15 protein-coding genes are annotated in these 20,523 nt (G+C 69.0%); 10 read left to right on the top strand and 5 right to left on the bottom strand.

Annotated elements, in window-relative coordinates; translation table 11 throughout:
- Positions 1–211 precede the first annotated feature (211 nt).
- Genes Q1K70_RS19630 through Q1K70_RS19615 form a run of 4 tightly spaced genes read left to right on the top strand, consistent with a single transcriptional unit; the run spans position 212 to position 4,676 of the window.
- On the top strand, positions 212–973 hold the full coding sequence (locus Q1K70_RS19630; RefSeq protein WP_300163528.1) for an ATP-binding cassette domain-containing protein: 762 nt from the start codon (positions 212–214) through the stop codon (positions 971–973).
- A gap of 31 nt (positions 974–1,004) precedes the next feature.
- On the top strand, positions 1,005–1,763 hold the full coding sequence (gene budA, locus Q1K70_RS19625; protein WP_300163525.1) for an acetolactate decarboxylase: 759 nt from the start codon (positions 1,005–1,007) through the stop codon (positions 1,761–1,763).
- The gene (locus tag Q1K70_RS19620; RefSeq protein WP_300163522.1) at positions 1,764–2,696 is read left to right on the top strand and encodes a hypothetical protein; all 933 of its coding nucleotides are present in this window, start codon (positions 1,764–1,766) and stop codon (positions 2,694–2,696) included.
- A 9-nt stretch (positions 2,697–2,705) separates the two neighbouring features.
- A complete protein-coding gene (locus Q1K70_RS19615; RefSeq protein ID WP_300163520.1) occupies positions 2,706–4,676 on the top strand; it encodes an O-antigen ligase family protein in 1,971 nt (656 codons plus the stop codon).
- Positions 4,677–4,685: 9 nt separating this feature from the next.
- On the opposite strand, the gene Q1K70_RS19610 is transcribed toward Q1K70_RS19615, so the two are convergent.
- Positions 4,686–5,141, bottom strand: coding sequence for a hypothetical protein (locus tag Q1K70_RS19610; protein WP_300163517.1), 456 nt, complete (start codon positions 5,139–5,141; stop codon positions 4,686–4,688).
- A 318-nt stretch (positions 5,142–5,459) separates the two neighbouring features.
- Here Q1K70_RS19610 and Q1K70_RS19605 point away from each other — a divergent pair, with 318 nt between their 5' ends.
- The 4 genes from Q1K70_RS19605 to Q1K70_RS19590 all read left to right on the top strand — a co-directional run bounded on the left by Q1K70_RS19605 (position 5,460) and on the right by Q1K70_RS19590 (position 10,444).
- Positions 5,460–6,371, top strand: a complete 912-nt coding sequence (locus Q1K70_RS19605) for a polysaccharide deacetylase family protein (protein WP_300163514.1) — start codon at positions 5,460–5,462, stop codon at positions 6,369–6,371.
- A gap of 8 nt (positions 6,372–6,379) precedes the next feature.
- The gene (locus tag Q1K70_RS19600; protein WP_300163511.1) at positions 6,380–7,546 is read left to right on the top strand and encodes a hypothetical protein; all 1,167 of its coding nucleotides are present in this window, start codon (positions 6,380–6,382) and stop codon (positions 7,544–7,546) included.
- A gap of 76 nt (positions 7,547–7,622) precedes the next feature.
- Positions 7,623–9,131 (top strand): sigma-54 dependent transcriptional regulator, encoded by a 1,509-nt coding sequence (locus Q1K70_RS19595; RefSeq protein WP_300163508.1) that lies wholly within the window; start codon positions 7,623–7,625, stop codon positions 9,129–9,131.
- Between the two features lie 8 nt (positions 9,132–9,139).
- Complete coding sequence (locus Q1K70_RS19590; RefSeq protein WP_300163505.1) at positions 9,140–10,444, top strand: glycosyltransferase; 1,305 nt, start codon at positions 9,140–9,142, stop codon at positions 10,442–10,444.
- Between the two features lie 61 nt (positions 10,445–10,505).
- Here the strand turns inward: Q1K70_RS19590 and Q1K70_RS19585 are convergent, their stop codons facing one another.
- From Q1K70_RS19585 to Q1K70_RS19570, 4 genes are all read right to left on the bottom strand, one after another.
- The gene (locus tag Q1K70_RS19585) at positions 10,506–11,114 is read right to left on the bottom strand and encodes a LysE family transporter (RefSeq protein WP_300163502.1); all 609 of its coding nucleotides are present in this window, start codon (positions 11,112–11,114) and stop codon (positions 10,506–10,508) included.
- A 76-nt stretch (positions 11,115–11,190) separates the two neighbouring features.
- Positions 11,191–11,706 (bottom strand): DinB family protein, encoded by a 516-nt coding sequence (locus Q1K70_RS19580; protein WP_300163499.1) that lies wholly within the window; start codon positions 11,704–11,706, stop codon positions 11,191–11,193.
- Complete coding sequence (locus tag Q1K70_RS19575; protein WP_300163496.1) at positions 11,703–13,652, bottom strand: ATP-binding protein; 1,950 nt, start codon at positions 13,650–13,652, stop codon at positions 11,703–11,705. Before Q1K70_RS19575 ends, Q1K70_RS19580 begins: the two co-directional genes overlap by 4 nt.
- 115 nt (positions 13,653–13,767) lie before the next feature.
- Positions 13,768–15,705, bottom strand: coding sequence for a radical SAM protein (locus tag Q1K70_RS19570; protein WP_300163493.1), 1,938 nt, complete (start codon positions 15,703–15,705; stop codon positions 13,768–13,770).
- 241 nt (positions 15,706–15,946) lie between these two features.
- On the opposite strand from Q1K70_RS19570, the gene Q1K70_RS19565 reads away from it, so the two are divergent.
- Positions 15,947–16,396, top strand: a complete 450-nt coding sequence (locus Q1K70_RS19565; protein ID WP_300163491.1) for a VOC family protein — start codon at positions 15,947–15,949, stop codon at positions 16,394–16,396.
- 190 nt (positions 16,397–16,586) lie between these two features.
- Entirely contained in the window at positions 16,587–20,048 is a 3,462-nt protein-coding gene (dnaE, locus tag Q1K70_RS19560) for a DNA polymerase III subunit alpha (protein WP_300163488.1), read from the top strand.
- The last annotated feature ends 475 nt before the right edge of the window (positions 20,049–20,523 follow it).

Here is a 20,523-nt window from a genome sequence, read left to right as displayed (position 1 = left end):
ATACGCCAAGTCCTGCCCGGGCAATTCCTTCGTGCGCGACCGCCGCGCGCCCCTTGGCCTGCCCGAGACCCCGGACGCCGACGCGCCTGCCTCCGAAACGTCCTGACCGCCGCCGCGCGCTCCCCGGTGGCGTCGCAGGCGCGCCGCGGTCCTTGCCTTTGGCCGCGAATGCGGTCAAAGTGTCGCGGTTTTCCAAACGGGGCAATCCGCCATGACGCCGCAACCCATGATCGAAATCCGGGGCCTGACCAAGGCCTTTGCCGGGCAGCCCGTGCTGCGCGGCGTTGACATGACCGTGCCCGAGGGCATGGTCACCGCCGTGATCGGCAAGTCCGGCGAAGGCAAGAGCGTGCTGCTCAAGCACATCATCGGGCTGCTCAAGCCGGACGCCGGGGACATCCTCTTCCAGGGCCGGTCCCTGGCCGAGGTCGGCTTGGCCGAGCGCCGGGCCTTCCGCCGGCGGTGCAGCTACATGTTCCAGAACATGGCCCTTTTCGATTCCCTGACCGTGTTCGACAACATCGCCCTGCCGCTTCGCGAGACCGCCAGGATGGCCGAGGCCGAGACGGCGCGCCGGGTCGGAGTCCTGGCCGAGCGGCTGGAGCTTGTCGGGATCCTGGAGAAGTTTCCGTCCCAGATTTCCGGGGGCATGCAGAAGCGGGTGGCCCTGGCCCGGGCCCTGGTCACCGAACCCGGCCTCGTGCTCTTCGACGAGCCGACCACCGGGCTCGACCCCATCCGCAAGTCCGCCGTGCTCTCGCTCATCGACCAGTCCCGCAAGCGCTTCGGCTTCACGGCCGTGCTGGTCAGCCACGACATCCCCGACGTCTTCGACGTGGCCGGCCACGTGGCCATGCTCGACGCCGGCCGCATCGTCTGGGAGGGGTCGGCCGAGGCCATCGTGGCCTGCCAGGACCCCGTGGTGCGCCGGTTTCTGTCCGGGCAGCCCGATCCGGACGCCGCCGACGCCTGAACCCGGTAGGCCGGGAAAGGAGGCGCGCAACATGCCGCGCATCGCACGCACTTTCCGGGCGGCGCTGGCCGCCGCCGTCCTCGTCGCCCTGGCCGGCGCCGCCTGGGCCGGGGAACTCTACCAAGTCGGCACGATAGAGGCCCTCACCGCCGGGGACTACGCCGGCCGGGAGACCTTCGCCGCCCTGGCCCGTCACGGCGACTTCGGCCTGGGCACCTTCACCGACCTCGACGGCGAGATGGTGGCCATGGACGGCCGCTTCTACCAGGTGCGCACCGACGGCGTCGCCTATTCCGTCGCGCCGTCGCGCAAGACGCCCTTTGCCCAGGTGGTCTTTTTCAAGGGCTCCCTGGACCTCGGCCGGGCGGACGGCCTGGACCTGACCGGCCTCGGCGCGGCCCTGGCCGCGCGCCTGCCCGATCCCACCCGCTTTTACGCCGTGCGCCTGGACGGACTTTTCACCATGATCAAGACGCGAAGCGTGCCGGCCCAGCAACAGCCCTGGCCGCCCCTGGCCGCGGCCGTGGCCGCCCAGTCCGTCTTCCCCATGGAAAATACGGCCGGGACCATGGTCGGCATCTACACCCCGCCGGGCGCGGCGTCGCTTTCGCCCACGGGCTGGCATTTCCACTTCCTGACCGCCGACCGCAAGCGCGGCGGCCACGTCCTGGCGGCGACGGTCGGCGTGGCCAAGGCGCGCGGCGAGCAGGTCACGGACATGCGTCTCGTCTTCCCGGCCGGGCCCACGCCGCGCCTGGAAGGACCGCCCCCCGCCGCCGGAACCGAGTAGATGCGTTTGGATTTCCTGTCGTTTTTCATGCCCGGCCAAGGCCGCCCGCAACCCCGCGCCGCCGAGGCCGCCGCCCTGGTCGGCCGCGGGCGCGCCGCGGAGGCCCTCGAGCGCGCCGCCGGCCGCCTGGACGGGCTCTACGCCCTGCTCGAGGCTGGCGACGACCGCGACGCCGCCCTGGTCGCCGCCTTGGCCGCCGAGGACCTGGACGCCGTGGCCGGGCTGCTCGGCCGGGCGGCCGGGCCGCCCCTGGCCGCCGACCTGGCCGGGCTGGGCCTGCTGCCCGGACCGGACGCCCTGGCTGCCTTCGCCCGCCGGGCCGAGGACCGGCTCGTCGCCCTGCGCAAGGCCCTGGCCGCCAAGGCGGCCCGCGAATGGGCCACGGCCGGGGACCGGTACGAGGCCAGGGCCGTGCGGCGCGCCCGCGTGGCCGTCGTGGTCGTGGTCGTGCTCGTGTGCGCCGCCATGCTCCTGGGCGAGACCGTGGCCCGCAAGCGCCGGGAGTTCGCGGCCGCCGTGACCCTGGAGCGCCAGCGCGGCGAGGCGGCCGATGCCCTTGCGCGCCTTTCGGACCTGTCCTACCGGGCCAAGACCGCCACGGGCAGACCCCTTTGGGAAATCACCGGCAACAACTGCTCGCGCTGCGGCTGCGAGGGCCGCGACCTGCGGGTCGTGCCTTCAGGCGACGTGTGCGTGCGCCAGTGGGAAGGGGCGCTTTCTCGCCTGGGGCAGGCCGCCGGGGCCGATGCCGCCGCCCTGGCCAGGTTCGCCCGTGACCCCTGGGGCTCGCCGTATCTGCTCAACGAAAACGAGGGCGAATCGCCGGATTTCCCCTTCGAGCCGGACACCCTGGCCTCGGCCGGACAGAACGGACTGGCCGGCGACGGCGACGACATCACCCTCGCCGTGCCCAATGCCGGCACGAAGCGGTAGGGCGCGGCCATGCCCGGTCCGTCCCGCCTCGCCGCCATCGCCCCGCGCGCGGCCAGCCTCGTCGGCCTGGCCCTGACGGCGGCGCATTTCCTGCTTTCGGCCGCGACCCTGGCCCCTTCCGGATACGCCGCCGCCGCCCTGGTCGGGCTGATCGCGCTTTGCAGCGCCGCCATGGCGTTTTCCGCGCGCGGGCTGCGGCCGGGGCTTTTTCTGCTCGGCTTTTCCCTGTTCCTTTTCGGGACGCAAGCCTACGTCTACCCGGCCGTGGTCCTGAGCTTGGCCGTGGACGGCGCGGCCCTGGCCCTGGCCTGGCGAAACGCCGGCCGGGACGGGCCGGGAACCGGCTGCTGCGGTGCGCTCCTGGCCGCCCTGGCCGCCCTGGTCCTGGCCTCGACCCTGCTCCTGCCCTGGGGCCGCTTCCTGGTCGAGCTGCGGCTTTTCGGCCCGATCGAGTTTTTCGCGGCCATGGCCTTTTCCCCGGCCGACGCCCCGGCCTACGGCCTGGCCTGCGCCTGGCGGCTGGCCGTCTTCGCCGTCCTCGCCCGGGAGCTGGCCCGCCTCGACGCTCCGGGCGCGTTCCAGGGCCTGTGCCGGGGCCTGGCCGGCGGGCTGCTCACGGCCATCGTCTTCGGGCTCTACGAGCACTTCCAGGGCGACCACTACCTGCTGCACTACCGGTTCACGTCGCTTTTCGCCAACCCGGGCTGGTTCGCCGAGTACGCGGCCATCGCCGCGCCGTACCTGCTGCTGCCGCTATCCAGGCGCGACCTGGCCGGCCGCGCCCTGGTCGCCGCCTCCCTGGCCCTTTGCGGCGCGGCCCTCGTCCTGACCCTGGCCCGGGCCGGCTGGATCGCCGGCGCGCTCACCTTCGCCGCCGCCGCCTGGCTCTACTTCCGCCCCGGCCCCCTGGCCCGTTTCTCCCGGTCCTACGGCCACCTGCCCACCCTGGCCGCGGCCGGGGCGCTTCTCGTCGGGATGTCCTTCTGGGCCTCGGGCAAGGAGCTGGCCGCCGTCAGCCGGCCCATCAACGCCCTGCTCGCCGAGCGGGTGGGCAACTTCACCGATTCGCCGCGACCGGGGCTTTTCAAGGCCGGGCTTTGCATCGCCGCCGAGCGCCCGGTCTTCGGCATGGGCTTCGAGACCTACGCCCGGCACTACCCGGTGCTCCTGGCCACGCCCGGGGCCTGGCTCCACCGCCACGGCGACCCCGGAGCCGAGGTCTTCGAGACCTCGCATAACATGTACGTGCAGCTCGTTTCCGGCCTGGGGCTGGCCGGGCTGGCCCTGTGGCTGGCCATGGCCGGCCGGGCGGGTTGGCTGCTGTGGCGGCGGGCGCGGGATTTCGCGAGCCTGCCCGACGCGGCCATGCTGCTGTCCCTGGCCGCCTTCCACGTGTACGCGTTTTTTCAGGAGATGTTCTACGTGCCGGCGGTCTGGTTCCTGCTCTTCGTGCCCCTGGCCCGGGCCATGGCCCTGGAAGGGCGAAGCGCGCGGCCGGGCCGGGCGGCGCGGCTCTTGGGTCTGGCCGCCTGGGCCCTGGCCGGGGCGGGCGCGGTTTCCTACGCCCTGGACGCCGGGCTTGCGGCCACGGCGGCGCGGCTGGGGCTCCCCGACTGGCGGGGGCCGGGACAGGAGCTCGTCTTCGAGGGATTTTATCCGGCCGAGGCCGGCCCGGACGGCCGGACGTTTCGCTGGAGCGCCGGTGCGGGGACGCTGCTCGTAGCTGCGGGCGGCGACGGCGTGACTCTGACCCTGGCCGCGCCTGTCCCGGGCGAGGCGGCGGTCTACTCCGACGCCGGGCTGCTCGGAACCGTCTCGCTGGGCGCCGTGCCGACGACGCGGCGCTTTGCCCTGCCGGCCGGGGAGGGTGGCCGGGCGAAACCCCTTTACCTTTTGCCCGGGCGGACGTATCTGCCCCAGGCGGTCACGGGCGCTGCCGACCCCCGGCGGCTCGGCCTTTCGGTCGGCGTCGCGCCCTGAGGAACGGGTCTACAGGTTTTCGGTGTTGCGCTCGAACACCCGTATTTCGTTGACCACCAGATTGCCGAGATCCCGGATTTCCTGGTTTTCATGATTTTCCACCAGATCGGCCAAGAGCTTCACGTCCTGGGGCACGCCGGCCAGGCTCTCGCGCTTGACCTCGGCCAGGCGCTCCCGAACGTAGGTGCGGTCGCGCTTGGCGGCCATGTGCTCCAGGATGTCGGCCACGGTTTGGACCATGTAGGCCTTTTCGGCGTAGATGGCCGAGATGGCGGTCAGGTGGGACAGGATGTTCTTTTCTCCGGCCTGGCCGGTCTTGAAGTAGAGGTCGGCGGCCTTGGCGGCGTAGGCGTTGAAGTGCTCGTAGGAAATGCGGAAATGCTTGGATGCGCCGAGGGCCTCGGGGGTCGTGGCCGCGATGAGGGCCAGGCACAGCAGGCAGGGCGTGGCGAGACGGTTGCGCATGGGAACTCCGTGAGGGGACGAGCCGGCGGGGAACACGCCCCCGGGCGGCAAGCGCCACATACCAGTTTTTGCCCCCCCGTCAAAGCGCGTCCGACCCCGGCCGCCCGGCCGGGCCGCTTGCGGCGGCGGACCCGTGGCGGCCGCGACAAGGGGCGCACATTGACTTTTGCCTTTTTTGCTCTAGTATAGACACGAATTTGTAACTTCACGGCTTCACCACGTTCTGGATGCGCCATGACGAAAGTTCGGACCCCCCGTATCGTAGGTTTCCTTTTTGTATTGTTGCTCGGCGTAATGGTCGCCACAAGCCGCGCCGGCATGGTAACACTGGTTTTCGACGACGGTCTTGAGAGCGTTTATCAATACGCTTTCCCGGTTTTGTCCAATCTGGGTCTTGTAGCCACGGTCGGCATCATCGCCAATCGCGTGGATTCCGGCGATCAGGACTTCATGGACGAGAGCCAGCTGCGCGAACTGCAAAAGGCCGGCTGGGAGATCGCATCCCACAGCCTGACCCACAAGCGGCCCATCGACATCCCCAAGTTCCTGGCCGAGGAAAAGTGCCTGATGCTGCGTCCGGTCAACGGACAGCGCGGCCTGTTCGACGCCAAGTACAAGTACGAGGAGATGGCCGGCCTGGTGGAGAACGGCCGCCTGCTCAAAGAACGCTCCAGCGTCAGGCTCGTGAAGGGCGAGCCGGGCAGCTACTACTTCGACGAACTCATCGGCGAGGTCACGGTCCATCCCTTCGATCCGGACAGCGGCGGAAAGCAGCAGATCCGCGCCATCTCCTACGAGCGCGAACTGCAGGAGTCCAAGGCCGTGCTGGAAGGCATGGGTTTTGCCGTGAACACCTACATCACCCCGCACAACTACTGGACGCCCGAGATGAGCGCCCTGTCGCGCCGGTTCTACGGCCAGGTCGCGGACGGCGGCGACGACTGCAACCGCAAGGGCTCGACGGACCGCTACTGGCTCAAGCGCTTCGTGGTCCACACCAACGACCCGGCCGAATCCATCATCGGCCTGGTCAAGGAGCACGCCATCCGGGAGAACGCCTGGGTCATCTTCTGCCTGCACGGCGTGGGCTCGGACCTCGGCTGGGAGCCCTGGGACGCGGCCAAGCTGGCCCAACTGGCAACCTTCCTCAAACAGAAGGCCGTGCCCGTGGTCACCGTGGAGCAGGGCGCGAGACTGTGGTTCGCCGACAAGGCCGCCGCGGGGAAATAGCAGGGCGCATGAGACGTTCGCTTCGCATCGTGATCGCCGGGTTCGCCGTGGGCTTTCCCCTGGGAGGCCAGTTGTGGATGATGCTGCATTTCGCCGAGGGCCTGAGCAGGCTCGGGCATGAGGTGATCTTCCTGGAGGACACCTCCAACTGGGCCTACCCCTTCGATCCGGTGCTCGGCTACCCCGTGGCCGATTCCAGCCGGGGCCGCGAGACGGTGGACAAGCTTTTTCGCCGCAGCGGCCTGGCCGGCCGCTGGGCCTACGTGAGCGAGATCGAGGGCCAACTCTACGGCATGGACCGGACCACGCTGGACCGCCATCTGGCCGAGGCGGACTTCTTCCTCAACGTCTCCGGCGTGCTGCCGCCCAAGCAAGAATACTTCCAGGCTCCGGTCAAGGCCGTCATCGACACCGACCCGGTCTTCACCCAGGTCAAGGTATCCAAGGACGCCTGGACCCACGACTATTACAAAGCCCACGACTTCTGCTTCACCTACGGCTGCAACCTACCCGGCGGCGCCACCGGGGTGCCGCTTTCCGACGTGGACTGGAAGCCGCTGCTGCCGCCCGTGATCCTGGACCATTGGCCCGTGGGCCAGGGCAGGGGCGACCGCTACACCACCATCGGCACCTGGGAGGCCAAGGACCGGGACGTGGAAGTGGCCGGCCGGCGGCTCTCCTGGCGCAAGAACGTGAAGTACGAGGCCATCCTCGACCTGCCCTCGACCCTTCGCGACATCCCCCTCGGCATGGCCATGAGCGGCATGTGCGACGACGCCTGGCGCTACGCCGGCGTCGGCTGGGAGGTGCGCGACGCCCTCGACGTCTCGCGCGACCCGGACCGCTACCGCGACTACATCCGGGGGTCGCGGGGCGAGTTCACCATCGCCAAGGACCAGAACGTGGTGCTCAAAAGCGGCTGGTTCTCGGACCGCACGGCCACCTACCTGGCGGCCGGCCGGCCGGCCGTGGTGGAGGATACGGGCTACGGGGCCTACCTGCCCGTGGGCGAGGCGATTTTCCCCTTCGAGGGCCACGACGGGGCGGTGGCGGCCTTGCGCGCCGCCGAGGCCGACCCCGAACGCGCCGGCAGGGTAGCCCGGGAGATCGCCGGCGACTATTTCGACAGCGACAAGGTGCTGACCGGCCTGTTGCGGCAGTGCGGCCTGGCCTGAACGCCGATTGCGACGATTGGGGGAATCGGCGGGGAATTGATTGAAAAGCGTTTGACTTGGGGCTAATAGGTCGCCGATGGCGGAAAAGACGATTCTTTTTGTCGCCCCGGCCCAGGCGGTGACTGCATTCTTCCCGTACTTCAAGGAGGCGGGCATCGCCGCCGGCATCGTCGATTCCCTGCCCGCCGCCCTGGCCGCCATCCGCAAGTCCTCGCCCGGACTTATCTTCTCCCAGGCCAAGATCGGCGTCTACACCGCCGAGGCCCTGCTCGCCGAAGGCCAGAAGGAAGCCGCCTTCCCGCCCGTCGTCGTCTTCACCGACCGGGGCACCGCCGCCGAAGCGGCCCGCTGCCTGGAACTCGGGGCCAAGGACTACTGGCTCGAACCGCTCACCTGGGAAAAAATCCAGGCCGTGCTGCCGGCCGCCCCGGCCCAGCCGGCCCCGGCCGCCGCGCCGGCCGCTCCGGTCACGGGCGCGCCCCGGCCAGCCCCCACCGCCGGCGAGGCCGACGGCAAGAATTTCGCCATCGTCGGCGAACATCCCCTCATCCGCCGCGTCCTGGCCCTGGCCAGGCAGGTGGCCCGGTCCAAGGCCACGGTCCTCATCTCCGGCGAGTCCGGCACGGGCAAGGAGATGTTCGCCCGCTACCTGCACGCCAGCTCCGACCGGGCCGAGGGGCCTTTCGTCGCCATCAACTGCGCCGCCCTGCCCGAGCACCTGCTGGAATCCGAGCTCTTCGGCCACGAGAAGGGGGCCTTCACCGGGGCCATCGCCCGCAAGCTCGGCAAGTTCGAGCTGGCCGCCGGCGGCTCCATCCTCCTCGACGAAATCTCCGAGATGGACCTGGGGCTGCAGGCCAAGCTCCTGCGCGTGCTCCAGGAGAGCGAGTTCGACCGCGTGGGCGGCACCGAGACCGTGCACGTGGACGTGCGGGTGCTGGCCACCACCAACCGCCGCATGGAAGACGCCGTGGCCGAGGGCAAGTTCCGCCAGGACCTGTACTACCGGCTCAACGTCATTCCGCTCAAGCTCCCGCCCCTTCGCGAGCGCGGCGAGGACGTGCCGCGCCTGGCCATGTACTTCGTGGACAAGTTTCGCAAGGCCTACAACCTGCCGCGCCTGTCCTTCTCGGCCGACGCCAGGGAGTGGCTGCTCGGCTACGACTGGCCGGGCAACGTGCGCGAGCTGCAAAACCTCATGGAGCGGGCCGTGCTGCTGGCCGGAACCGGCCCCATCCGCAAGGCCCATTTCCTCCTCGACGGCGATTCCTGGCAGGAGGAGCCGGACGAGGCCTCGGCCGCGCCGGCGGCCGCCGGCGCGGATCTCCCGGGCGACGGCGACGACGGGGCCGAGACCGGCGACGCCTTCGACCATGCGGCCGCGGCCCGGCTTTTCGAGTCCCCGGGCGCGTCCGGCCCGGGCGAGGTGGTGCCGCTTGACGTCATGGAGCGCCACATGATCATCAAGAGCCTGGACCGCACCGAGGGCAACCGCACCCAGGCGGCCCAGCTGCTCGGCATCTCCGTGCGCACCCTGCGCAACAAGCTCAACGAATACCGCAAGCTCGGCATCGACGTCCCCTGAATTCCCCGATGACAGCGCCCGCGACCTACAACATCCTGATGTATTCCCACGACACCTACGGTCTGGGACATCTGCGACGCACCATGGCCATCGCCGAGCACCTGCGCCAGCGCGGGGTCAACATCCTCATCCTCACCGGCTCCCCCCTGGCCGGGCGCTACGAGACCCCGGAAGGCGTCGACTTCGTGCGCATCCCCGGCATGATCAAGAAGACCAACGAGGAGTACCTGCCCCTTTCCATCAAGATCAACGCCCGTCACGCCCTGAACATCCGGCGCAACATCATCGTGGCCACGGCCAAGGCCTTCCAGCCGCACCTGTTCATCGTGGACAAGGTCCCCATGGGGCTGCGGCGCGAGGTCATCCCCACGCTCAAGTGGCTGCGCCGCCGCCAGCCCCGCACACGCACCATCCTGGGGCTTCGCGACATCATGGACGACGCCGTTTCCACCACCCGCGAATGGGCCGAGAAAGGCGTCTACGACGTGCTCGAGCAGTACTATTCGGAAATCTGGGTCTACGGGAACCGGGACATCTACGATCCCATCGCGGAATACGCCATCCCGCCGGTCGTGAGCGGCAAGATGGTCTTCACCGGCTACATCCCCCGCCACGTGCCCTCGGCCCAGTCCATGGCCCAGGTGCGGCGGGAGGAGCGGCTCCTGCCCGGGGAGAAGCTCGTGGTGGTCACCACCGGCGGCGGCGGGGACGGTTATCCCCTCATGGACGCCTACCTCGGCATGCTCGAGGCCGGCGGCGCGCCGCCCCACCGGGCGATGTTCGTCTCCGGACCCTTCATGCCCAAGCCCCAGCGCGAGGCCGTGGCCCGGCGGGCGGCGGCGGCCGGGGCCACGTTCCACCATTTCTACCGGCGCATGGAGACGCTCATGGGCCTGGCCGACGCCGTGGTCACCATGGGCGGCTACAACACCACCTGCGAGATCCTCTCCCAGGGCAAGCCCTGCCTGGTGGTGCCGCGCGAGACGCCGCGCCTGGAGCAGCGCATCCGGGCCGAGGCGCTCAGTGCCCGGGGGCTCATCGAACACCTGCCCTGGGACGCGCTCTCGCCCGAGGCCATCCGCGTCCGCCTGACCCGCCTGCTCGGTGCGCCGGGACCCTACAAGGCGGCCATGGCCCATTTCCCCTTCACGGGGCTCTCGGTCATCTCCGAGCGGGTGGGGGCCTTCCGCCGGGAGCTCTGCGGCGGCGAAAACGCGGCCTGCCCCCCGCCGACAGGCCCGGCCGACGCCGCCCGGGGACTCCCGGACGCCGTTGTCGGTACGGCCCTTAAAAAATACGTCGGTACTTTCTAAGAAGAACTATTATTGCGATATGTTATCCTTGAAAAAGCGGGTGCTTTTCGAGGCTGCGTCGCTATCGGCTGAAAAAGACCGCCCATAGCCCGAAAAGGATGATGGCCGCGCCGCTCACGCACCGGATGGCGCGCATGCGGGACAGCAGGCGCAGCCGCAAGAGCTTCCCCCCCAGGGCGATGGCCGCCCACCACACCATGGAGCCGCAGAAGACCCCGGCCACCACGGCCGAGGCCTCGCCGGCCCTGGCTTCGATCCGTCCCAGGCCGAATCCGGCGAAGATGGCCAAGAACCCGACCACGGTCAGGGGATTGGTCAGGGTGAGCAGGAACACGGACAAGAACGCCCCGGCGTAGCGCCGCGGGGGCATCTCGGCCGGCTTGGGCGGATTTTTGACCCACAGGAGCCGCGCCCCCATGGCCACCAGGAACGCGCCGCCGGCCGCCTGCAGGATGCGGGCGTTCTCGGCCAGGAAATCCGACACGAACGTCAGGCCGAAGGCCGCCACCGCGCCGTAGAAGGCGTCGGCCGCGGCCGCGCCCATGCCCGAGAGGAGCCCGATCCGCAGCCCCATGGCGATGGCCCGTTGCAGGCACAGCATGCCGACCGCGCCGAAGGGCATGGCGATGATCGCGCCGATGGCCAGCCCCTTGAGGAAAAACGTGAGCATGCGGCCTGGGTACAGGGTTTCCGGAAGCGGGGCAAGGCGGGACGGAGGGGAGGGCGTCGCTCCCCCGTTCGTCCGGTCAGCCGGACAGGCCGGCGCAGGTCGCGGTCTCGCGCTCGAAGCCGAGCAGGTCGATGTCGGCCGCCTTGATGCCGTAGGCCCCGAGCAGGCCGTGGATCTGGCCCCGGTGGTGGGTCTGGTGGTTGAAGAAATGGGACAGGCACAGGGCCAGGGGCAGGGCCATGGGCGTGCCGTCGGTGGTGACGTAGGAAAGCGTTTCGCCAAGGCGGGCCGGGTCAAGGTCGCGGCAAAAGGCCTCCGCGCGCTCTTCCTCGGCCCGGCGGGCGGCGGCGAGGGCGGCGAGGTCCGGGTAGGGCGCGGCGTCCACCGAAGGCACGGGCTCGCCCTGCCCGGTGAAGCGGTTGAGCCACAGCCGGTCGGCCAGCACGAGGTGGTTGGCGATGGCCAGGATGGAGCCGAAGTTGACGGCGCTCGGCGCGGCCAGGGTCCGGGGCGAAAGCGCGGCCATGGCGGCGTGGAGGCGGGCGTTGGCCCAGCGGTTGTAGAGGGAAAGGGTGACGAAGAGATTTTTCATGCGTCGGGCTCCTCGGTTGCGGGAAGGGGGCAGAAACCGCGCCTCGCGGTCTCCATGACGCGGCCGATGGTAGCGCCGAGGCTCGATTTGTCCACTGGTTTCGGCAGGTAGTCGTCCATGGCCGCGGCCAGGAAGTTTCCCTTGTCGCCGGCCATGGCGTGGGCGGTCATGGCGATGATGGGGATGTCCGCCTTGGGGCCGTGGAGCGCCTTGTCCCGGATGCGGCGCGTGGCTTCGATGCCGTCGAGCACGGGCATCTGGATGTCCATGAGCACGAGGTCGAAATCGCCGCCGGCCACCGCCGCCACGGCTTCCCGGCCGTTGGGGACTGTGGTCACCGCGTGCCCCATCTTTTCCAGCAGCCGCCGGCCGGCCATGGCGCTGATGGCGTCGTCTTCGGCCAGCAGGATGCGCAGGTCCCGGCAGGCCGGGCCGTCCTCGCCGGGCGGGCAGGGCCGGGGGGCAGGGTCGGGTTCGGGAAGGCGCAGCGGCAGCGTCAGGTAGACGTCCGTGCCGCGCCCCTCCTCGCTGTCGATGGCGAGCTCGCCGCCGAGCAGCGTCGAGAGCTTGCGCACGATGGAAAGCCCGAGCCCCGCGCCGGCCGGTCGCCCGGGCGTGGTGCGCGGGGCCTGGGTGAAGGGCTGGCACAGGTTGCCAAGGAGCGCGTCGGGCATGCCGTCGCCGGTGTCCGAGACGGTGCACAGCAGCCGCAGGGCGCGCTCCCGGCGGTGCAGGGGCGTGATGGTCACTTCCACGCCGCCGCGCTGCGTGAACTTGACGGCGTTGCCCACGAGATTGAAGAGGATCTGCCTGATCCTGGCCTCGTCGCCGAGCAGCGTCTCCGGCATGTCCTCGGCCAGGCGGCATTTGAGGGTGATGCCTTTCTTGCGGGCCTCGCCCAGGAACAGGCTCTCGATGGCGGCGGCCAGCTCCCGGGGGGCGAAGGGCATGGCGGCCAGGGGCAGCTTGCCCGATTCCACCCGGGAAAGGTCGAGGATGTCGTTGAGCAGTTGGGCCAGCCGCTTGGAGGCGTCCTCGGCCATGGCCAGCATCTGGCGCTGGTCCGGCGACAGGGGCGTGTCCTCGATGGCCTGCAGCATGCCCAGGATGCCGTTTAAGGGCGTGCGTATCTCGTGGCTCATGTTGGCCAGGAATTCGCTCTTGGTCCGGTTGGCCGCCTCGGCCTTCTCCCGGGCGGCGACGAGGTCGGCCTCGGTCTTCTTCTGGGCCGTGACGTCCTGGATGGTGCCGAAGACCTTGCGCCCCACCGGATCGAAGGAGGCGCGGGAGTGGATGTCCACCACGGTCCCGTCCGTCGGCCGGCGGAGCTTGAACGTCACGTCGTAGGCGCCGCGTCCCTCCAGGAGGTCGCGCAGGGCCGCGTCCAGGGCGGGCCGGTATTGCGGCAGCGGCAGGGACTGGACGTCCGCGAGGCTGTAGTCCCCGTCGGCGAGGCCGTAGACGCGCCTGGCCCCTTCCGAGGCGAAAAGCGAGCCGTCGGCCACGTCCACTTCCCAATTCCCCGTGCCGGCGACGAATTCGGCGCGTTGCAACCGTTCCTGGCTGGCGGCGAAGGCCTTTGTCCTGGCCTTGAGGTCGGCGATGCTCTTCCTGTTCCTGCTCTCCAGCGCGCCGACGAGTAGGGCCATGGCGGGCATGGTCGCGACGAAGATGACGAGGCGGTGGATGTCGCCGGGGTTGTAGGAAAAGGGATGCCCCGGCTTGGACCAGTAAAGAAGGAGGAAAGCGAAGGTGAGGCCCACGCTGGCCAGGCCGGAAAAGGAGCCGCCGAGAGAGGAGGACAGCACGATGGCCAGGGAAAGAAACAGTACGGGATTTGGCAGGAAGATGCCGTGCGCGGAGAACAAGGTCAGGGCGGCGATGATGCACAGGACAAGCGCCGGGCCGGCCACGAGCTTCGTCACGGGCGCTTTCGCGGACATCATGACCTCTGCCAGGGGAGTGCGGTCTTCCGTACGCCAAGAAGAGAAGACAATGTCCTTGCGTTGGTAACACGCCCCTGCATCGAGCGGAAGGGGAAAAGCGGCGCGCCGGGGGGCGTTACCGCGGAGCGTCGCCGAAGACGAGCTCGTGAAGGGGCCGCTGCGCCAGTTCCCGCGTCCGGGCCAGGATGCGGCCAAGTTCCGGGGACAGAGGTTTTCCCAGCCTTCCGCAAAAGGCTTCCAGGGCGGGGAGCAGCGCCGCCTGGCCGCCCGGGCGCGCGGCCTTAAAGCACAGTCTGGCCACGGCCTCGCCGCCGTGGGCGAGCAGGCTTGCGAAGCCGGCCCGTCGGCCGTCTCCGTGCTGGAAGGCCATGCCCCTGGCCAGCACTTCGAGCGTGTCGGGGTTTCTTGCGGCAAGACGTTCGATGCCGGCGTCCAGGCGCAGTCCGGGATGGGGCAGGGTGAAGGCCAGCAGGCAAAGCGGCGCGTCGGACGCGGCCCCGTTTTCCAGGTCGCCGAGCAGCCGCTCGCGCGAGGCGGCGATGAGGTCTTCCGCCTGCCGGTTTCCGGCCCGCCAGCGGGGAGCGGCCACGGCCGCGATGCGCCGGCCGAGGGCCTCGGGCGCTTCCCGGCTTCCTCCGGCGAAGGCGTCGAGCCAGTCCAGGACGACGTCGTCGGCCATGCGCCAGAGGGTTTTGCAGGCGGAAAATCCCGCGAGGAACGCCGCTTCGTGGGCCGTGTTGACGAGGTAGGGCTGCAGGGAGCCGAGGATGAACCGGTAGCGCTGGTAGAGCCGGTAGTCCAGGTCCTCGGTGAGGAAGCGGTAGAAGAGCCGGACGCATTCGTCGAAGAGTTCCTGGGTGGCGCGTTCCTCGAAGTCATATTCCTTGATGCCGAGCCGCGGGGGAGCCGCGTCCGACGCCACGACGCGGGCCTCGATGGCCGAGCCCTTGTAGCAGGTCAGCTTGGAATTGACCGATTCCAGGGAGGGGAAATCCAGGTCGCGCATGGCCCGGAGGGTCTCCCGGACCTCGTTGCCGGTGGTCCAGGGGTCGAAGAAGATGAAGCCGGGATTGATGGTGATGCCAAGGCCTCCCAGGATGCCGATGGCCCGCAGGTGCTCGGCCACCAACTCCTTTTTCTGGTAGCGGTCGAGCACCGGCTGGGAAAAGGACTCGATGCCGAGGAAGACCGCGCTGAGGCCGGCTTTTTTGAGGAGCTTGAAGATGGGCTTGTCGACGGCCGCGGACCGGCACATGAACCCGAAGCGGATGCGCGGCATGGTCGTCAGGACCAGACGGGCGAAATGCTCGGCCCGGGCGTAGGAGGCGGTGGTGTTGATCAGGAAGTTGTCGTCCACGAAATAGAAGTGGCGCACGCCGTAGTCCGTTTCGAGCCGGCGCATCTCCGCGACCACGTCCTCGATGTCCCGGGGCCGCCAGCGCCTGGTGTTGGCCGGCCGGGGGATGCTGCAGAAGGCGCAGCGGTGGGGACAGCCACGCGAGGCGGCCAGGCTCGCCTGGGGGTGGTTGGCCAACTGCCAGGGCAGCATGTCGCGGGCCGGCCAGGGCAGGGCGTCCACGTCCTCGGGCGCGTCCTGGGTCAGTTCCAGGCAGGCCGCGTCGCTGTCCGCGTCCAGGCGGGTCAGGGCCCGGCACAGCAGGGTCTCGCCCTCGCCCCGGATGACGGCGTCCGGGGAAAAGACCGCCAGGGCGTCGCTGTCCAGGGTCGAGGGCAGGATGCCGCCGATGACGAGCCTGGCTTCGGGAACCGCCTCCCGCACGAGCCGCGCCGCCTGCACGCCGAAGTGGGCGTTCATCGTGGTCAGGGACAGGCCCACGTAGTCCGGCCGCGCGGCGCGCAGGGCGTCGCCAAGGGAGTCCACGGGCTGGCCCAGGACCGGGCAGTCCCAGAGCAGGACGCGGTGGGTCGCGCCCAGGGTCCTGCGCACCGAGGCGGCCAGATAGCCCAGGCCCAGGTTTTCCAGGTGCAGCTGCGCGCCCACGTCGGGATTGGCGGGCGGATTGACGAGCAGGAGCGTTTTTTTTCTGTCCATGGCGGGAACGGCATCCGGGAAAGACGGGACCACGCCGCCCAGGGCCCCGACCTGTCCGACGCGCGGGACGACAAAGGAAAAGTCGCCGGGGAAGGCTTGTGGTTACGAGAAGAATGAAACCGCCGCCTTGGGCGGGGAGAGCGGTGTTGCCGTGGCCGGAACGGCGCGCTAGCATGGAGCGATATTTCGCAGGGCCGGCCGTCCGCCGTGGAACCGCCGGCGCAACCCGAGGAGCGCCCCCATGTCCGTCCGCTACGTCCACACCAACCTCATCGCCCGCGATTGGCGCGCCCTGGCCTCGTTCTACGTTCGCCTCTTCGACTGCAAGCCCGTGCCGCCCGAACGCGACCTGTCCGGCGACTGGCTCGACGACGCCACGGCCATCGACCGCGCCCACATCACCGGCGTGCACCTGCGCCTGCCCGGCCACGGCGAAACCGGGCCGACGCTCGAAATCTTCTCCTACGACGCCATGCCCGAGCATCCCGACGTCGCGGCCGACACGCCCGGCTTCGCCCACATCGCCTTTCTCGTGGACGACGTGGACGCCGTGTCCGAGGCCGTGCTCGCCGCCGGCGGCGCGGCCGTGGGCAAGACGGCCCGGCGCGACGTGCCGGGCGTGGGCCGGCTGACCTTCCGCTACCTGCGCGACCCCGAGGGCAACATCATCGAGGTCCTGCGCTGGGACTAGCCTGGCGGCGGTGGAAACGGCGTAACACTCCGCAACAACTGACTAATATTGTCGTTTTTAGCCCGGCACGGCCCGCCCGCCGCCGCGCTTTTCCAAACATCCCCGCCCCGTTCCCAGACGGGGCCGGGTGCGCTATGACTGCCCCGGCGGAACGGTCCCGCCTGCAACCTTTTCCCACTACCGAAGCGCCATGCCCGATTTCGTCCACCTGCACTGCCACACCGAATACAGCCTCCTCGACGGGGCCATCCGCATCGGCGACCTCGTCAAGACCGCCAGTTCCTTCGGCTCGCCGGCCGCGGCCATCACCGACCACGGCAACCTCCACGGCGCGCTGATCTTCTACGACTACGCCAAGAAGGCGGGCGTGAAGCCCATCCTCGGCTGCGAGGTCTACGTCACCCCCGGCAGCCGCCACGACCGCGAGCCCAAGTCGCCGCGCTACCACCTGGTGCTGCTGGCCCAGAACATGGCCGGCTACCACAACCTGCTCAAGCTCGTGACGCTCGGGCACACCGAGGGCTTCCACTACAAGCCGCGCGTGGACAAGGAGTTGCTCGGCAAGTACGGCGAGGGACTCATCGCCCTTTCCGCCTGCCTCAAGGGCGAGATCAACCAGAAGCTCCTCAAGGAGGGCAAGGACCGGGCCGTGGCCATGGCCCGGGAATACGCGGCGCTGTTTCCGGACCGCTTCTACCTGGAGCTCCAGGCCAACGGCATCCCCGAGCAGACCACGGTCAACGACTTCCTCATCGAGCTTTCCGACCACCTGAAGCTGCCGCTGGTCGCCACCAACGACTGCCACTACCTGCACGCCGACGACGCCGAAGCCCACGACATCCTGCTGTGCATCCAGACCGCCGCCTGCGTGGACGACGAGAAGCGCATGCGCTTCACCACCAAGGACCTCTACTACCGCACGCCCGAGGAGATGGCCGCCGCCTTTCCGGACGTGCCGCAGGCCATCGCCAACACCTGCGAGATCGCCGAGCGCATCGACCTCTCGCTCAAGTTCGGCGACTACCATTTTCCGGTCTACAAGGCCCCGCCCGGCAAGTCCCTGGACGACGTCATGGCCGACATGGCCAGAAAGGGCCTGCGCGACCGCCTGGTCAAGATGCCGGGCGTGGACGAGAAGAAGTATTGGGACCGCCTGGAGCTCGAACTCGACGTCATCAAGCAGATGGGCTTCCCGGGCTACTTCCTCATCGTCCAGGACTTCATCAACTGGGCCAAGGACCACGGCATCCCGGTCGGCCCCGGGCGCGGCTCGGCGGCCGGGTCCCTGGTCGCCTACTCCCTTCGCATCACCAACCTCGATCCGCTGCCCTACGACCTGCTCTTCGAGCGCTTCCTCAACATCGAGCGCGTGAGCATGCCCGATATCGACGTGGACTTCTGCGAACGCCGCCGCCACGAGGTCATCCGCTACGTGACCGACCACTACGGCGAGGACGCGGTGGCCCAGATCACCACCTTCGGCACCATGAAGGCCAAGGCCGTGGTGCGCGACGTCGGCCGGGCGCTGGGCATGACCTTCGGCGAGACCGACCGCATCGCCAAGCTCATTCCCGAAGAGCTCAAGATGACCATCGACAAGGCGCTGGAGCGCGAGCCCGAACTCAAGGCGCTCATGCGCACCGACCCCCGCATCGCGCGTCTCATCGACGTCTCCCGCCGCCTGGAGGGCCTGGCCCGCCACGCCTCCACCCACGCCGCCGGCGTGGTCGTCTCCGACACGGCCATGACCGAGTACGTCCCGCTTTATAAGGGCAAAAACAACGAAACCGTGACCCAGTGGGACATGAAGCGGGTCGAGAAGGCGGGGCTGGTCAAGTTCGACTTTTTGGGCCTCAAGACCATGACGGTCATCGACGACGCCCTCAAGATCATCAAGGAGATGGGCGTCGAGCCGCCGGACCTGGATACGCTGCCCCTGACCGACCCCGAGACCTACGAGCTCTTCGCCAAGGGCGACACCGACGGCATCTTCCAGGTGGAAAGCCAGGGCATGCGCAAGTACCTGCGCATGCTGCGGCCCAACTGTTTCGAGGATCTGATCGCCATGCTCGCCCTCTACCGCCCCGGGCCGCTGGGGTCCGGCATGGTCGAGCAGTTCATCCGCCGCAAGCACGGCGAGGACCCGGTCGTCTATCCCCACCCGAACCTGGAGGAGACGCTGAGGCCCACCTACGGCGTCATCGTCTACCAGGAACAGGTCATGAAGATCGCCCAGGTGCTGGCCAGCTTTTCGCTGGGCGCGGGCGACCTGCTGCGCCGGGCCATGGGCAAAAAAAACGCCGAGGAGATGGCCAAGCAGCGCGGCTTTTTTGTGGACGGCTGCGCCAAAAACAATATCGACGCCAAAAAAGCCAACGAAATCTTCGACTTGATGGAGAAGTTCGCGGAGTACGGCTTCAACAAGTCCCACAGCGCCGCCTACGCGCTGATCTCCTACCACACGGCCTACCTCAAGGCCCATTACCCCGTGGCCTTCATGGCGGCGCTCATGACGTCGGACATGGAAAACCAGGAAAAGCTCCTGCAATACATCGCCGCCTGCCGCGACAACGACATCACGCTGCTGCCCCCGGACGTCAACGCCGGCCATCCCCACTTTTCCGTCAAGGACAACAAGATCCTCTACGGCCTGGCCGCCGTCAAAAACATCGGCCGCGACGCCGTGCTGGAAATCGTGGCCGAACGCGAGGAAAACGGTCCCTTCACCTCGCTGCTCGACTTCACCAGCCGCGTGAACATGCGCAAGATCACCAAGCGCGTCATCGAATACCTCATCAAATGCGGGGCCTGCGACGGCTTCGGCTGCTCCCGGGCCGGGCTCGTGGCCGGCCTGGACCAGGCCGCGACCATCGGCCAGAAGCGCGCCGCCGATAAAAACGACGGCCGCCTGTCGCTCATGACCCTGGTGCCCGAAAAGCCCAAGCCCACGTCGGGCCTGGGGCTGGCCTGCCCCGAGGCGGACATGCCCGAATGGCTCCACGAGGAGATGATGGCCTTCGAAAAGGAGGCCCTGGGCTTCTACCTCACCAGTCATCCGCTCCTGGCCTACGAGCGCGACCTGCGCGCCATGCGCGCGACGACGCTCTCCCAGTGCGCCGGCCTGGAGCCCGGCGTCGAAGTCAAGGTGGCCTGCATCTGCGTCTCTACCAAGGAGATAATCACCAAGAAAGGCCAGAAAATGGCCTTCTGCAAGCTCGAAGACCACCTCGGCGGCGAGGCCGAGGCCGTCGTCTTCTCGGACTGCTACGCCGAATGCCGGGAACACCTCGCCGGCGATGCGCCGCTTTTTCTCACGGCCAAGATCGGCCAGTCCGAACAGGCCGAAGGCGAAGGCAAGAAGCTCATCAAGCTCCAGGCCGTGCGCATCGACCCCCTGGCCAAGATCATCGGCGGCAGCGACGAGCCCGTGGAAGTCATCGTGGCCTGCGCCGAGGAAAAACCCGTGCCCCTCGACCCCCTGGCCGACATCCTGCGCCGCTACCCCGGTCCCTGCACCGTCCACCTCGTCCTTTCCCTGCCCAAGGCCGTGTGCCGCCTGCGCCTCGGCCATGGCTACGGCGTCAAACGCTGCCCGGAACTGCGGCGCGAACTCGACGACTTCGAGCAGGGCGTGGGGGCGGTCAGGCGATAGGCGAGGGCGAGAAGAGGGAAGATGCCTCCGGCGGCCGGGAGGGGGTGACCCCCTCCCGGACCCTCCCCGATGGGGCGGATGGGAGGGCGGTTGGGAACGGTGGCCGGCGGGGCGTCGGTCGTTGTGGTCGGGGAATCGGTCCGCACCCGCAGGCCGCAAAGCCGGCCAGCACCGTCCGGCCCATTTCCCGGACCACGGGCGCCAGCGGCGAAGCGCCGCATTTTAAGAAGGAAGGTCTTTAAAAGAGGCTTTCAAAGCAAAAATTCCAAGAATTCGCCCCGAAGGGGCGACGGCCTGGGGGCGGAATTTTTCCTGCCTAGCCTGCCGCGAAGCGGCGGCAGCGGCAGGGACAATTCCGCCCCCATCTTCGTTCCGCCAACGCCAGCCGCCCCGGTGACCGCAGCCCTCCCCGCCCGACCACGCCGGTCGGGGGGGCCTGGGGGGAGTGACTCCCCCCAGTGGGTCCAGGGCAACG

Source organism: Solidesulfovibrio sp. (assembly GCF_029978005.1).
GTDB lineage: Bacteria > Desulfobacterota > Desulfovibrionia > Desulfovibrionales > Desulfovibrionaceae > Solidesulfovibrio.
Note: the sequence above shows the minus strand (reverse complement) of the source record. Positions and strands in the feature narration are given on the sequence as shown.

What these genes read in the sequence shown, in the direction of transcription:
- Q1K70_RS19570 (WP_300163493.1), bottom strand. Translation starts at nt 15,705, where the DNA reads ATGGACAGAAAAAAAACGCTCCTGCTCGTCAATCCGCCCGCCAATCCC.
- Q1K70_RS19565 (WP_300163491.1), top strand. Translation starts at nt 15,947, where the DNA reads ATGTCCGTCCGCTACGTCCACACCAACCTCATCGCCCGCGATTGGCGC.
- dnaE (WP_300163488.1), top strand. Translation starts at nt 16,587, where the DNA reads ATGCCCGATTTCGTCCACCTGCACTGCCACACCGAATACAGCCTCCTC.
- Q1K70_RS19580 (WP_300163499.1), bottom strand. Translation starts at nt 11,706, where the DNA reads ATGAAAAATCTCTTCGTCACCCTTTCCCTCTACAACCGCTGGGCCAAC.
- Q1K70_RS19620 (WP_300163522.1), top strand. Translation starts at nt 1,764, where the DNA reads ATGCGTTTGGATTTCCTGTCGTTTTTCATGCCCGGCCAAGGCCGCCCG.
- Q1K70_RS19575 (WP_300163496.1), bottom strand. Translation starts at nt 13,652, where the DNA reads ATGATGTCCGCGAAAGCGCCCGTGACGAAGCTCGTGGCCGGCCCGGCG.
- Q1K70_RS19605 (WP_300163514.1), top strand. Translation starts at nt 5,460, where the DNA reads ATGGTAACACTGGTTTTCGACGACGGTCTTGAGAGCGTTTATCAATAC.
- Q1K70_RS19585 (WP_300163502.1), bottom strand. Translation starts at nt 11,114, where the DNA reads ATGCTCACGTTTTTCCTCAAGGGGCTGGCCATCGGCGCGATCATCGCC.
- Q1K70_RS19600 (WP_300163511.1), top strand. Translation starts at nt 6,380, where the DNA reads ATGAGACGTTCGCTTCGCATCGTGATCGCCGGGTTCGCCGTGGGCTTT.
- budA (WP_300163525.1), top strand. Translation starts at nt 1,005, where the DNA reads ATGCCGCGCATCGCACGCACTTTCCGGGCGGCGCTGGCCGCCGCCGTC.
- Q1K70_RS19595 (WP_300163508.1), top strand. Translation starts at nt 7,623, where the DNA reads ATGGCGGAAAAGACGATTCTTTTTGTCGCCCCGGCCCAGGCGGTGACT.
- Q1K70_RS19630 (WP_300163528.1), top strand. Translation starts at nt 212, where the DNA reads ATGACGCCGCAACCCATGATCGAAATCCGGGGCCTGACCAAGGCCTTT.
- Q1K70_RS19590 (WP_300163505.1), top strand. Translation starts at nt 9,140, where the DNA reads ATGACAGCGCCCGCGACCTACAACATCCTGATGTATTCCCACGACACC.
- Q1K70_RS19615 (WP_300163520.1), top strand. Translation starts at nt 2,706, where the DNA reads ATGCCCGGTCCGTCCCGCCTCGCCGCCATCGCCCCGCGCGCGGCCAGC.
- Q1K70_RS19610 (WP_300163517.1), bottom strand. Translation starts at nt 5,141, where the DNA reads ATGCGCAACCGTCTCGCCACGCCCTGCCTGCTGTGCCTGGCCCTCATC.